Raw genomic sequence first — 13,100 nt, forward strand, 5'->3', positions numbered from 1 at the left:
TCCCACCGTCGCACGGCGTCCTCACAGGCTCAGCTCGGGATGGAGCCGGTCGAGCGTCCACACCTGCTTGCGCCGGGCGGTGAGCGCGGTGAGCGCCAGCGCGCCCGCCGTGAAGGCGAGCAGCACCGCGCTCGCCTGCCACACCGGTTCCAGACCGCCGCCCGTGATCAGCCTGCGCAGCGCCTCCACCACGTAACTCATCGGCAGGAACGGATGGATCGCGTTGAAGAACGCCGGGCTGGTCTGGACGGGATAGGTGCCGCCCGCCGAGGTCAGCTGGAGCATCAGCGCCGCGAGGACGAGGATCCGCCCGGCCGCGCCGAAGCGGGCGTTCAGCCACTGCACGATCGAGGAGAAGCAGCAGACGACGAGCGCGAGGAAGGCGACCGTCCCGGCCGCGTGCGCCATCCGGAGCCCCAGCGACCAGTGCAGCACCGCCATCAGCGCGCCGACCTGCACCAGCCCGATGGCCACCACCGGCAGCCAGCCCGCCAGCGCGATCCGCCAGGCGGAGCCGCCGGCCGCGAGCGCCCGCCGGTTCATCGGCTGGATGATCATGTACGCGACCATCGCGCCGACCCAGAGGGAGAGCGGGATGAAGTACGGGGCGAATCCGGTGCCGTAGTTGGGCGCCTGGTTCAGGGTCTGGTTCGCCAGCTGTACGGGGTCGGCCATCACCTCCGTACGCCGGTCGCGGTCCTTCTCGTCGTAGTCGGGGATCTTCGCCACGCCGTCGTGCAGTCCGCCGGCCAGATCGGCGGAGCCGTCGGCGAGCTTGAAGAGACCGCCGTCCAGGGCCCCGGCGCCCTGCTTGAGCTTGCCGACGCCGCTGTCGATCTCGCTGGAGCCCGACTGCGCGCCGGTCAGACCGGTGTGCAGCTCGGCCAGACCCCGGGAGACGCTCTGCGCGCCCGTGTTGAGCGTGCCGACCTTCTCCAGGGCGGTGTTCAGATCCTTCTCCAGGCCCGGCGCGCGCTCGGCGAGGGCCGTGGCCTTCTTCTCCAGATCCGCGACACGGGTGTCGAGCTTCGTCAGATCGCCCTGGTTCTCCTTGACCAGGGCGCTGACGCCGGCCGCCGCCGCGGCGGTCTCGGCGGCCGGGCCCGTGGCGCGCTCCAGGGCCGGGCAGACGGCGGGATCGGGCTCGGCCGCGTCCACGCACTGCTCGCGGTGGACGGCCGCCAGCTCGTCGGACGCCTTCTGGGCGCGGGTCGCGGCGGCGGGGGCGGAATCCTTCAGCTCGTCGAGTCCGTCGCGGATCGTCCGGGCCGCGCCGCCGACCAGCCGGGCCGAGTCGGCGATGGAGGTTCCGTCGTTCCGGACATACGGACGGATGCCGTCCGCGAGTCCGCCGACCCGCTCGGTCAGCGCCCGGGTGCCGTTCGCGAGCTGCTTGGCGCCGGTGGAAAGCTCGCCCGCGCCCTTGTTCAGCTCGATCAGCCCGCCCGCCAGCTTCCCGGTGTTGTCCTTGGCGTTCTTCAGGCCGTCGGCGAGCTTCTTGGAGTTCTCCTTCGCCTCCCCGATCCCGCCCGTCAGATCGTCGGCCCCCTTCGCCGCGTCCTCGGTCGCGCCGTGGATGTCCGAGAAGGAGATGAAGATGCGGTCCAGGAACGAACGGGACGCCTTGGTCGACGCGGCCGTCCGCACCTCGGCGAAGACCGTGCGGGAGACCTGTCCGACGATGTAGTTGTTGGCGTCGTTGGTGCGGACCTGGAGCGCCCCGGTCTCCGGCGTGTCGCCGGAGCCGGACGCGATGCGCTCGCTGAAGTCCTCGGGCATGCTCAGCGAGAGGTAGTAGGTGCCGTCCTCGACGCCCTCGCGGGCCTGCTTCTCGCTCACCTCGTGCCAGTCGAAGACCTCGCTGTCGCGGAGGTTCCCGGCGATCTCGTCACCGGCCTCGATCTTCTCGCCGTCGGCGGTGGATCCCTTGTCGTCGTTGACCAGGGCGACCGGGATGCGGTCGAGCTGCCCGTAGGGATCCCAGAAGGACCACAGGTACAGCGCGCCGTACAGCAGCGGCAGCAGCACGACGGCGACCACAGCGGCCCGGGGCAGCCTGCCCCTGCCGAATCGCTTCAGCTCAAGCGCGGCCAGTCTCGGCGAACGCATCGGCCGTCCCCTCCCCGTGGTGCACGCCGCCGTTCACGCGGGCGTGGGTGTGCTGGTCCTCGCCGGCCGGGCTGTGCGCCGGGCCGCCTGTCGGTCGGTACGCCGGGTCGTGTGCCTGGTCGTGCGCCTGGTGGTACGCCGGGCCTTCGGTCGCTTCGTACGCCGGGCTGCCCGCCCGGTCGTGGGCCGGGCTGTCGATCGGGTCGTACGCCGCGTCTTGTGCCGGGTCCTGCGCCGGGTCGTCCCGCGGGTCGTACGCCGGGTCGTCCTGCGGGTCGTGCGCCGGAACGTGTGCCGGGTCCGCGGGGGCCGTGTCGAGGGCGTCGGGGCAGCCCGCGCGGACCACCACGGCCCCCTCGGGGGCCTGGCTGCACACCGTCAGCACGGTCGTGCCCGCCTCCGCGATCGAGCGCAGCAGCCGCCAGGCGTGGACCCGGTCGGCGTCGGAGAGCTTCAGATCGGCGTCGTCCACGGCGAGCAGCCGGGGCCGGCCGATGAGCGCCAGCGCGACGGAGAGCCGCAGCGCCTCCAGACGCTCCAGATCGCGTACGGGCGTACGTCCCCGCCCGGCGAGCGCGTCCGGGTCGAGCCCGGCGGCGGCCAGCGCCTCCGAGATCCTGGCCCGGCCCTCCGCTATGCGCTCGGCGCGCGGCCGCAGCAGGGCGCGCAGCGAGCCGTCGAACCGCCGCTGGAGCAGGGCGCGCTCGCGCAGATGCTCGTCGACGGTCAGGGCCGGGTCGAGTTCGCTCACGGACGGCACGGGGCCGAGCGCGCTGATCCGGCGGACCGAGGCCATCTTGCGCGGCAGGGCCAGCCCGCCGACCTCGGCCCGCCCCTCGGCGGGCCGCATCCGGCCGGTGAGCGCGAGCAGCAGAGCGGTCCGGCCGGAACCGGAGGGGCCCTCGATCGCGATGAGCGAGCCGGGTCCGGCGTCGACGCCGACCGAGCGGAACGCCCAGCCGCGCGGTCCCTTGAGGCCGAACCCCTCGGCGAAGACGGCCGCCCCGTGCGGGCTGTCCACGTACCCTCCCCCTTTTTTGTACTGACCGGTCAGTGCAAAAGTTATCGCCGGATCGACAGTTGAGGCAAAAGCGCAGGTCAGGGCCGATTGTCAGTGGCGGGCTTCACGATGGACACATACGGCCACAGCGCCGTCACACGACGACAGGAGGCTCGTCATGGCCAGCCACCACACGGCAGCCGCGCACCGGCGCCGTGCCACCGGCCCTGCCCCCTCGCCGACCGGGCCCGCGAGCGATGTGCACCCCGTCCAGCGGCGTGCCACCGCACCGCCGGCCGCCCTCGATCTGCTCGCCCGTGCCCGCGCCTGCCTCGAAGAGGCCGCCGCCCTCGCCACCCCCAACGAGCGGTACGCCCTCGCGCATCTGGCCGCCCTGCGCACCGCCGCCGCCGTCCTCGCCGCCCGGGGGTATCCCGACGGCCCGCAGCCGGCCGCCCGCGGCGCGGCCCCGGTGCGGCGCGGCCGCCGGGCGGGCATCCGCAGCGCCTGGGAGCTGCTGCCCGAATCCGCTCCCGAACTGGCGGAGTGGAGCGCCCATTTCGCCTCCGGCGCCCCGCGCAGGGCCCGCGCCGAGGCCGGTATACGCGACGCGGCCAGCAGCCGCGACGCCGACGATCTGCTGCGGGACGCGGCGATGTTCCTCCGGCTGGTGGAGCGGATGCTGGTGCTCCGCCCCGAGCCGCCCCGGCCCCGGTCCCCGGCGCCGGACGGCGGGGAGAGCGGATGAACGCGGGGCGCGTCCGCGCCGCGGGGGAGCGGCCGGGGGCCGTCGCCGCCGCGGAGTGGGACGCGGCGGCGGCTCCCGCGACAGAGGCAATAAGCTGGGCGATGTCCTCCGCCACCAGGAGAGCCTCCCTCGCGAGAGGCTTCCGACGAGAGCCCACCGTCCACCGCGAGAGCCCTTCGACCGGCGGCCCACCGCCCCCGGCCGTCGCTCGCCGCCCGCCCCGTCCGCGTCCGCGCGGCCCGGGGCGCCACCGCCCGAGGAGTCAACTGCCGTGCCGGACCCGTCCCCCCGCGGGGCAAACCCGCCGCGCCCGCCCCGCGCCTCCCTGCGCACCTCCGTGGTCTGGGAGGTCCTGAAGGACGCCCTCGACCGCAGGGTCGCGGCCACCGGGAGGGAGACCCTGGACGTCCTCGACACCGGCGGCGGCAGCGGGTCCTTCGCGGTGCCCGTGGCCCAGCTCGGTCACCGCGTCACCGTCGTCGACCCCAGCCCCAACGCGCTCTTCGCGCTGGAGCGCAGGGCCGCCGAGGAGTCGGTCGCCGACCGTGTCCGGGGAGTCCAGGGCGATGTCCACGGCCTCTTCGACGTCGTCGAGCGCGGCGGCCACGACGTGGTGCTCTGCCACGGCGTCCTGGAGTTCGTCGACGACCCCGCCGAAGGCGTGCGCAATGCCGTGGCCGCGCTCCGGCCGCACGGCGCCCTGAGCCTGCTCGCCGCCGGGCTCGGCGGCGCCGTCCTCGCCCGCGCGCTCGCCGGGCACTTCGCCGAGGCCCGGCAGGCGCTGACGGACCCCGCCGGACGCTGGGGCGACGCGGACCCGATGCCGCGGCGCTTCACCGCCGACCAGCTCGCGGAACTCGTCGGACAGGCCGGGGCCGAGGTCGGCGCCGTGCACGGCGTGCGGGTCTTCGCCGATCTGGTCCCCGGCGCTCTGGTGGACACCGAGCCGGGCGCGCTGGACGCGCTGCTCAAGCTGGAGGCCGCCGCGGCCGAGCTGCCCGCCTTCCACTCGGTCGCCACCCAGCTGCACGTACTGGGCGAGAAGCGGGGCTGATCAGCGGCGCAGCCGCAGATGGAGTACGCCACAGACCCCCCGATCGTGTCCATCGCCCCGTATGATCGAGGGACACCATCCGGCATGACGGATCGGAGGTTGGGGAATCTACGCCTCAGCAGCCAAAGCCGCCGTGGCGGCCCGAACTGTCGAAGTGGCGTAGAGGGCGGGTTTCACGGGGGCGATTCCCTGCCTATCCTGAAAGGGCCGCATACGGTCGCCCCCGCGGCCGACGACTAGGAGGACTCCGTGCCGCTCTCGGAGCACGAGCAGCGAATGCTCGAGCAGATGGAGCGAGCGCTGTACGCCGAAGATCCCAAATTCGCGACAGCGCTTGAGGGAAGCGGGCTGCGTACGTACACCCGGCGACGGGTCTACCAGGCGGTTGCAGGCTTCCTGGTGGGTATCGCGCTCCTCATGGCCGGAATGGTCGCGCAGATGATCTGGATCAGCGTGGTGGGGTTTCTCGTCATGCTGGGCTGTGCGGTCCTCGCGGTCACCGGATGGCGCAAGGCGCCCAAGCCGGGTGAGCAGCAGACCCTGGGGGACACGGCGGGCGCCGCTCGTCAACAGCCCCGTCAGTCCCGTCAGCGCAGGTCGATGATGACCCGGATCGAGCAGCGGTGGCAGCGCCGCCGCGACGAACAGGGCCACTGAAACACCGCGGTCTCACCGGCCCGGCACCCCGGGTCACCCCGACGGTCCGGGCCGCGTTCATGTCCTCCGGCCGCGCTTTCCCGCGCGGCGGCCCCGGGGCCGCCCCGGAATGGCTCAGCGAGTCCCCTCCGGCTGCCCCGGCCCTTTGCCGCCGCCGCACCATCACCGGCGCGACGCTCCCGACCGGAGTGCCCGCCCGCCGCCCGCGCGGCCCCGGTCCGGCCGTCACCGGACCCGCGCCGCGCGCCGCCCCCCAGCCCCGCCCCCGCGGCCCGTACACGGCAGCCCCGCCCCCGGCAGCAGCCCCGGACCCGGCAGTCCCCGGACCCGGCAGCGGGGCCGACGCCTCAAGCACCGGCCCCACTGTCCCCCTGTCACTGCCCGTGCCGCCCGCGCTGTCGGGGGCCGGTCCCGGTCAGCCCTGCCGGCGGGACGGGCGGCGCAGCAGCGCGTCCCATCGGTCCCGGCCGACGCGGCTCCAGCGTTCCGTGAGGGACGCCCAACGGGCCGATCCCGCCCAGACCACCCGGACGGCCGAACGCGGCAGCAGCAGCGCCCGCAGCCGGGCGCCGCGGCTCGCGCCGGCCCGCAGACCGCTCCGGACCCGCCGGGCGTCGTCGGCGAGGCCCGCGACCGGGTCGACCCGCGGCGCGTAGAGCACCTGCTCCACCGCTCCGGCGAGCCGGTGCACCGAGTCCGCCGCCGCCCCCTCCAGGTCGCCCAGCCGGACGATCCGGTCGGCGGTGCCGCGCGGCGTCAGCGAGGCGTCCGGCGGGATGCCGTGGTCCCAGGCCGTGTCCTGCACCTCCCGCCAGATAGCGGGCACCCGTGCCCGAACATCCTCCGGGCCACGGCCCCGGGAGCCCAGCCTGCGGGCGGTGGCCCGCCGCCGCCAGAGCAGCGGCAGCAGCGGCACCAGCACCGCGGCCGCCCCTGCCAGCGCGATCAGCGTCACCGTCCCCGCCGAGCCGCCCGAGCCGGTGGTCGTGATGACCTCCTCGGGGGCCGCCGCACCGCACTCACCCAGCCGCCGCAGCTCCGCCGGGCACGTATCCGACGGCCTGGGTGCCGCCGAGGGCTCGTCCGAGTCCGCCGGGGTGGGCTCCGCCGGGCTGCTCGGCCCGCCGGGCGCGATGTCCTCCAGCGTGTGGTCCGGAGCGGTGCCCCGGCTCGGGGTCGGCTCGAAACGGGTCCACCCCACGCCCTCGAAGTACAGCTCCGGCCAGGCGTGCGCGTCCTTCGTGCTCACCGACATACTGCCGTCGGATCGCTCGGTGCCCGGTGTGAAGCCGATCGCCACCCGCGCCGGTATCCCCAGCGTCCGGGCCATCGCCGCCATCGAGAACGAGAAGTGGATGCAGAAGCCCTGCTTCTGCCGGAGGAACCGGGTGATCGCGTTGATCCCCGTACCGGAGTCCACATCGGTGTCGTAGACGAAGTTCCCGTCCTCGGTGAACCACCTCTGGAGCATCACCGCGCGCTCATGGTCGTTCTTCGCGCCCCTGGTGACCTCCTCGGCCGTCCGACGCACCACGTCGGGGAGGCGGTCCGGCACCCGGGTGTACTCGCGCATCACCTCCGCGGCGGCGGGCGGCGCCTCCGCCAGCTGCTTCGGCGTCGGATTCACCGCCAGCGAGGAGACGGTGTACTGAGCGCCCCGGGTGTCCTCGCCCCGATCGCCGACCAGGGTCCGCCCGGCCGGCTCGAACTGCCAGCGCCCGCCGATCCGCACCTGCGTCGCCGGATACGGCAGCGGCAGCCAGCTCTGCCGGTAGTAGTCGGCGGCCGTGATGTTCGTCCGGACCGTCGTGGTGGCCACCGAGGGGCTCAGCCCCGGCGGCTGGGGGAGCCGGTCCGGCACCTCCGTGATCTCGCGGCCGGACGACTTCCAGGTCGTCCCGTCGAACTCGTCCAGCGCGACGATCCGCAGATAGAGATCGTCGGTCTCCTTCGCGTCGGTGCGATAGCGCAGGACTTCCCGATTGTCGGGCTGCTTCAGGCTGTCCTGGAGGGAGACCAGCGGATTCACCGCGGAGATCGTGCCCCCGCCGCCCGCGCCGGAGCCTCCGCCCGCGCCCACCTCCTCCAGCAGACCGCCGTCCAGCGCCGGCAGCGCGGCGGGCACCGCGAGCGCCACCCCCAGCGCCAGAACGCCGATGCGCCGCCCCAGACGGAGCGGGGCGAGCGGAAGACCGCCGCCCGGCTCCAGCGCCTTCGCGCCGCGCGCCTGGGCGGAGGGAGAGCCGAAGACCCTGCCCCAGCGGGAGACCCGGTCCCGGCCCTCCGCCAGCAGAAGCAGCAGAAAACCGCAGGCGGCGAGGAGGAACCAGAGCCAGTTCGCCTCTCCGCCCGCCAGCCCGGCGGCCACCGAGTACAGCGCGAGCAGCGGCAGACCGGCCGGGGCCGCGCTGCGGAAGGTCACCGCGATCGCGTCCACCGAGAGCCCGATCACCAGCACCCCGCTGATCACCATCAGCGAGATCCCGTCCGACGCCGGGGCCGGTATGGCGTACCGCCCGATGTCCTCGCCGCCCGCGGCGAACAGCTCGGCGAACCGCTGGAAGGTCTCCGGTCCCGGAATCAGCCCCAGCACCGCGTAATCCCGGGCGAAGACCCAGGTCAGCAGGGCCAGGCCGACCACGGCCTGCACCAGCACCGTCAGCGCCCCGGCCAGCGGGACCCGCCGCGCCAGCGCGCCCGCGCCGCTCTGGACCGCCAGCAGGAACGCCGCCTGCACCAGCCACCCGACACCGCTGAGCAGCGGCAGCATCGCGCAGGCCGCCATCATCGTGGCCGCGTACGCGCACAGGGCAAGCCGCCCACGACCGCTCATGACCCATCCCCACCGTTCATGACCATCCCCCGTAGCCGCCGGGGCCGTCGCCCGAGGGCTCGCCGCGCGCCGTGTCGGCCAGCCGCCACAGCGCGGACAGCGACGCCCCCGGCGGTACGGCCAGCGCCGTCCAGCCCGCCTCGCGCAGCAGTCTCAGCCGCTCCTCGACCGGCCCGGCCGACGCCCCGCCGCTCGCCCAGGCCTCACTGTCCATCACGAAGGCGACCGCCGCGCCGCTGCGCCGCCGCATCCGCGCGACCAGCTCCGCCTGCTTCTCGTCCAGATCGCCGAAGAAGGCGATCAGCAGCCCCTCGTCCCCGCCGCGCAGCAGATCGTGGGCGCGCGCGAGCCCGTCGCCCTCGGAGTGGTCGACCACCGCGAGGGTGTCCATCATCAGCCCGGCGGAGTCCGCGGAGTCCTGGGGCGTCGCGGCGAATCCGTCGCCGCCCGCGCCGGGCACACAGTCGCCGGTGTCGGTGAGGAGCCGGACCGCGAAGCCCCGCTCCAGTATGTGGATCAGCGAGGAAGCGGCCCCGGAGACCGCCCACTCGAAGGCCGAGTCGGGGCCCACGCCGTGATAGGCGATGGCCCGGGTGTCGAGGAGCACGGTGCACCGGGCCCGCTGCGGCTGCTCCTCGCGCCGCACCATCAGCTCGCCGTAGCGCGCGGTGGAGCGCCAGTGCACCCGGCGCAGATCGTCGCCGTAGCGATAGGCGCGCGGGATCACGTCGTCGTCCCCGGCCAGCGCCAGCGAGCGGCGGCGGCCCTCCCCGTACCCCGAGGCGTCGCCGGTCAGCCGGACGGGCGGCAGCGACTCGGTCCGCGGTATCACGGTGAGGGTGTCGAACGCGCTGAACGAGCGGGTCAGCTCGCACATGCCGAACGGATCGGTCAGCCGCAGCTGGAGCGGCCCGAGCGGATAGCTTCCGCGCAGATCGGAGCGGACCCGGTAGGAGACCTCGCGCCGCCCGCCCGGCTCCATCCGGTCGAGCACGAACCGGGGCCGGGGCCCCAGCACATAGGGGACATGGTCCTGGAGCATCAGCAGACCGGTGGGCAGCCGCGAGACATTGTCCATCCGCAGGTGCACCCGCGCCTCGGACCCGGCCGGGACCCGCACGGGGGCGAGCCGTCTGCTGCCCGCGACCCGGTAACGGGTGCGGTACAGCAGGGCGACGCTGATCAGGGGGAGCATCGAGAGCAGCAGCCCCACCCTCAGCAGATCGCTCTGCCCCAGCACATAGGCGCACACCGCGGCAGCCACCCCGGCGGCGAGGAAGGAGCGGCCCCGAGTGGTCAGCCCGCCGAGGGCCGCCCGCAGCCCGCCCCGGTCGGCGCCCCGATCCGCGCCCCGGTCCCCGCCCCGGTCCCCGCCCTCCCGGCCGTCCCCCGCGGCCGGATCGCCGGCGGACATCACAGCCGCCGTGCGCCGGGCTGCGGGCTGTAGGGCGGCTGGGGCGGGGCCCCCGCCCCGTAGGGCGACTGGGATCCCTCGGCCGTCGGCACCGGGGTGCTCCGCAGGATCTCCGTCACCACCTGCTCGGCCGTGCGCCGGTTCAGCTGGGCCTGCGCCGTGGGCAGCAGCCGGTGCGCCAGCACCTGCACGACCAGCGACTGCACATCGTCCGGCAGCGCGTAGTCCCGCCCGGCCAGCGCGGCGGTCGCCTTCGCGGCGCGCAGCAGATGCAGCGTGGCCCGGGGAGACGCGCCCAGCCTCAGATCGGGGTGGGTACGGGTCGCGGCCACCAGCTGCACCGCGTACCGCCGCACGGGCTCGGCGACATGGACATCGCGCACCGCGTCGATCAGCTTGACCATGTCATCGGCGTGCGCCACCGGTTCGAGGTCGTCGAGCGGGGAGACCCCGCCGTGCACATCGAGCATCTGCAGCTCGGCCTCAGCGCTCGGATAGCCGATGGAGACCCGGGCCATGAAGCGGTCGCGCTGCGCCTCCGGCAGCGGATAGGTGCCCTCCATCTCCACCGGGTTCTGCGTCGCCACCACCATGAAGGGGCTGGGCAGCTCATAGGTGTGGCCGTCGATGGTGACCTGGCGCTCCTCCATCGACTCCAGCAGCGCCGACTGGGTCTTGGGCGAGGCGCGGTTGATCTCGTCGCCGATCACGATCTGGGCGAAGATCGCGCCCGGTTTGAACTCGAACTCGCGCCGCTGCTGATCGAAGATCGACACACCGGTGATGTCGGACGGCAGCAGATCCGGTGTGAACTGGATGCGCCGCACCGAGCAGTCGATGGATCGCGCCAGCGCCTTGGCCAGCATGGTCTTTCCCACGCCGGGGACATCCTCGATGAGCAGATGTCCCTCGGCGAGGAGCACGGTCAGCGAAAGCCGTACGACCTCCGGCTTGCCCTCGATCACGCTCTCCACCGATCTGCGAACACGATCCGCAGTGGTGGTCAGATCTGTGAGGCTCGCTCGATCGTCATAGGTCGTCACCCGGCCCTCCTCGGCCCGTTCCCACGGGCCGAGTCTCCGAACGGCTCGGCCCACCCCGAATCACGCACACCGACCCCGGGAAGTTCCGGAACGGCGCCGTGTCCTCGCATTCTTGTTGGCGTTACCGTGCCGTGTCACTCGCCTGTGGATAAGTGGGTGGGATATGCCGGGCTGGTGGTGCTTTCTCCCGGTGTTCGATCAGTCACTCCGATCGAACACCAGGAGATTCGCCCCATCGGATCTCGCTGGTCGGGCGCTGGGCGGGCGTGGTCCGGGCCCAAGACGTCAGGGCCCTCAGGACGTCCGGGCCCAAGACGCCCGGACCCTCAGGACGTCCGGGCCCAAGACGTACAGACCCTCAAGACGCCCCGACCCGGGCGACGGTCGCCGTGATCAGGCGACGGGCCCCGCGGGGTCGATCTCCCGCAGCGCTCCCCGCTTCACATCGAAGACGAAGCCGCGCACATCGTCGGTGCTGAGCAGGAACGGCGAGGTGCGCACCCGCTGCATGGACTGCCGTACGTCCTGGTCGACGTCGCGGAACGCCTCCACCGCCCACGGCGGACGCTGTCCCACCTCGTCCTCCAGCTCATGGCGGAAGTCCTCGGTCAGCGACTCCAGGCCGCAGCCGGTGTGGTGGATGAGGATCACGCTGCGGGTGCCGAGCGCCCGCTGGCTGATGGTGAGCGAGCGGATCACATCGTCCGTGACCACGCCTCCGGCGTTGCGGATGGTGTGGCAGTCGCCCAGTTCCAGGCCGAGCGCGTCGTGGAGGTCGAGGCGCGCGTCCATGCAGGCGACCACGGCCACCCGCAGCACGGGGCGGGCGTCCATGCCCGGGTCCTTGAACCCCTCGGCGTAACGCTGATTCGCCTCAACGAGACGATCGGTGACCGTTCCGTCCGTACGCGCAGCGTCGGCGGAGTGTTGCGCGGAAGTCGTCATGGTGACGACGTTAATGCGCCCGGCCCCGGCGGGCCTGCTGTGAGAGGGCACAAAGAACATCAACTCGGCTTGTTGTGAGGTAACCCACAAGGGTGTTGCCATGACGTCCGTTCGAGTGAAGTGCGCGCTCTCCCGGCCGCCCCGCCACGCCGTCGGCCGGTTGATTGACCGGAAAGGCCGGTGGACTAAAGTGACGCGCAGTTCGCTGAATCATCCTGCACGTTTCCAAGATTTCCCCGCGTGTGCGGCGGTACGCACCGCGTGTGCGGCGTACGCACGGCACGGTCCCGCTTCCGTCGGCCGGGCCCGCGCGCCGGACCTGAGAGGGCCCTTTGAGCAATACCCGACACGTCCCGGTGATGCTCCAGCGGTGCCTGGACCTCTTGGCCCCTGCGCTGGAATCCCCCGGATCGGTCGTCGTCGACTGCACCCTCGGACTCGGCGGACACAGCGAGGCCCTGCTCACGCGGTTCCCCGACGCCCGGCTGATCGCCCTGGACCGCGACAAGGAGGCCCTGCGGCTCTCCGCCGAACGGCTCGCCCCCTTCGGCGACCGGGCCACCCTGGTCCACGCGGTCTACGACGAACTGCCCGAGGTCCTCGCCCGGCTCGGCGTTCCGCGCGTCCAGGGCGTTCTGTTCGACCTCGGCGTCTCCTCGATGCAGCTGGACGAGGCCGACCGCGGATTCGCGTACGCCCAGGACGCCCCCCTCGACATGCGGATGGACCAGAGCTCGGGCATCGGCGCGGCGGAGGTGCTCAACACCTACCCGCCGGGCGAGCTGGTGCGGATCCTGCGGATGTACGGCGAGGAGAAGCAGGCCAAGCGGATCGTCTCCGCCGTGGTGCGCGAACGGGAGAAGGAGCCCTTCACCAACAGCGCCCGGCTGGTCGAGCTGATCCGCGACGCGCTGCCCCAGGCCGCCAAGCGCACCGGCGGCAACCCCGCCAAGCGCACCTTCCAGGCGCTGCGCATCGAGGTCAACGGCGAGCTGAGCGTGCTGGAGAAGGCGATCCCGGCGGCGGTGGGCGCGCTCGCGCTCGACGGCCGGATCGCCGTGCTGTCGTATCAGTCGCTGGAGGACCGGCTGGTCAAGCAGGTCTTCGCGGCGGGCGCGGCCGTCACCGCCCCGCCCGGGCTCCCGGTCGTTCCGGAGGAGTACCAGCCGCGGCTGAAACTGCTGACCAGGGGCGCCGAACTCCCGACCGAGGAAGAGGTCGCCCAGAACCGCCGTGCCGCCCCAGCCCGCCTGAGGGGAGCACAGCGCATCCGGGAGGACGTGCGGTGACACCCGCG

Annotated in this window: 10 protein-coding genes; 4 read left to right on the forward strand and 6 right to left on the reverse strand. The window is 73.3% G+C overall.

Going from position 1 to position 13,100, the window contains the following annotated elements; all coding sequences use genetic code 11:
* Positions 1-21 precede the first annotated feature (21 nt).
* Positions 22-2,109 (reverse strand): YhgE/Pip family protein, encoded by a 2,088-nt coding sequence (locus ACF089_RS14845; RefSeq protein ID WP_392026112.1) that lies wholly within the window; start codon positions 2,107-2,109, stop codon positions 22-24.
* Entirely contained in the window at positions 2,081-3,130 is a 1,050-nt protein-coding gene (locus tag ACF089_RS14850; RefSeq protein WP_392026114.1) for an ATP-binding cassette domain-containing protein, read from the reverse strand. Before ACF089_RS14850 ends, ACF089_RS14845 begins: the two co-directional genes overlap by 29 nt.
* A gap of 157 nt (positions 3,131-3,287) precedes the next feature.
* Between ACF089_RS14850 and ACF089_RS14855 the strand changes: the two genes are divergently transcribed.
* The 3 genes from ACF089_RS14855 (at position 3,288) to ACF089_RS14865 (ending at position 5,568) form a co-directional block, all read left to right on the forward strand.
* Positions 3,288-3,857 carry an SAV_6107 family HEPN domain-containing protein gene (locus ACF089_RS14855; RefSeq protein WP_392026115.1) on the forward strand — a complete coding sequence of 190 codons (570 nt, stop codon included), beginning with the start codon at positions 3,288-3,290 and terminating at the stop codon, positions 3,855-3,857.
* A gap of 271 nt (positions 3,858-4,128) precedes the next feature.
* Positions 4,129-4,911, forward strand: coding sequence for a methyltransferase (locus ACF089_RS14860; RefSeq protein ID WP_392026116.1), 783 nt, complete (start codon positions 4,129-4,131; stop codon positions 4,909-4,911).
* Between the two features lie 249 nt (positions 4,912-5,160).
* Positions 5,161-5,568, forward strand: coding sequence for a DUF3040 domain-containing protein (locus ACF089_RS14865; RefSeq protein WP_392026118.1), 408 nt, complete (start codon positions 5,161-5,163; stop codon positions 5,566-5,568).
* 415 nt (positions 5,569-5,983) lie between these two features.
* Here the strand turns inward: ACF089_RS14865 and ACF089_RS14870 are convergent, their stop codons facing one another.
* The 4 genes from ACF089_RS14870 to ACF089_RS14885 all read right to left on the reverse strand — a co-directional run bounded on the left by ACF089_RS14870 (position 5,984) and on the right by ACF089_RS14885 (position 11,803).
* Complete coding sequence (locus ACF089_RS14870) at positions 5,984-8,401, reverse strand: DUF3488 and DUF4129 domain-containing transglutaminase family protein (protein ID WP_392026120.1); 2,418 nt, start codon at positions 8,399-8,401, stop codon at positions 5,984-5,986.
* A gap of 16 nt (positions 8,402-8,417) precedes the next feature.
* On the reverse strand, positions 8,418-9,815 hold the full coding sequence (locus ACF089_RS14875; RefSeq protein ID WP_392026122.1) for a DUF58 domain-containing protein: 1,398 nt from the start codon (positions 9,813-9,815) through the stop codon (positions 8,418-8,420).
* Positions 9,815-10,858, reverse strand: coding sequence for an AAA family ATPase (locus tag ACF089_RS14880; RefSeq protein WP_392026124.1), 1,044 nt, complete (start codon positions 10,856-10,858; stop codon positions 9,815-9,817). Before ACF089_RS14880 ends, ACF089_RS14875 begins: the two co-directional genes overlap by 1 nt.
* A gap of 393 nt (positions 10,859-11,251) precedes the next feature.
* Positions 11,252-11,803: a beta-class carbonic anhydrase gene (locus ACF089_RS14885; protein WP_392026126.1), complete on the reverse strand. Its 552-nt coding sequence runs from the start codon at positions 11,801-11,803 to the stop codon at positions 11,252-11,254.
* 332 nt (positions 11,804-12,135) lie between these two features.
* Here ACF089_RS14885 and rsmH point away from each other — a divergent pair, with 332 nt between their 5' ends.
* Positions 12,136-13,092 (forward strand): 16S rRNA (cytosine(1402)-N(4))-methyltransferase RsmH, encoded by a 957-nt coding sequence (rsmH, locus tag ACF089_RS14890; RefSeq protein WP_392026127.1) that lies wholly within the window; start codon positions 12,136-12,138, stop codon positions 13,090-13,092.
* The last annotated feature ends 8 nt before the right edge of the window (positions 13,093-13,100 follow it).

This window comes from Streptomyces sp. NPDC014894 (genome assembly GCF_043080985.1).
Lineage (GTDB): Bacteria > Actinomycetota > Actinomycetes > Streptomycetales > Streptomycetaceae > Streptomyces.

Excerpts from the sequence above, each read along its gene's own strand:
- ACF089_RS14845 (WP_392026112.1), bottom strand. The coding sequence starts at position 2,109 with ATGCGTTCGCCGAGACTGGCCGCGCTTGAGCTGAAGCGATTCGGCAGG.
- ACF089_RS14855 (WP_392026115.1), top strand. The coding sequence starts at position 3,288 with ATGGCCAGCCACCACACGGCAGCCGCGCACCGGCGCCGTGCCACCGGC.
- ACF089_RS14870 (WP_392026120.1), bottom strand. The coding sequence starts at position 8,401 with ATGAGCGGTCGTGGGCGGCTTGCCCTGTGCGCGTACGCGGCCACGATG.
- ACF089_RS14875 (WP_392026122.1), bottom strand. The coding sequence starts at position 9,815 with ATGTCCGCCGGCGATCCGGCCGCGGGGGACGGCCGGGAGGGCGGGGAC.
- ACF089_RS14885 (WP_392026126.1), bottom strand. The coding sequence starts at position 11,803 with ATGACGACTTCCGCGCAACACTCCGCCGACGCTGCGCGTACGGACGGA.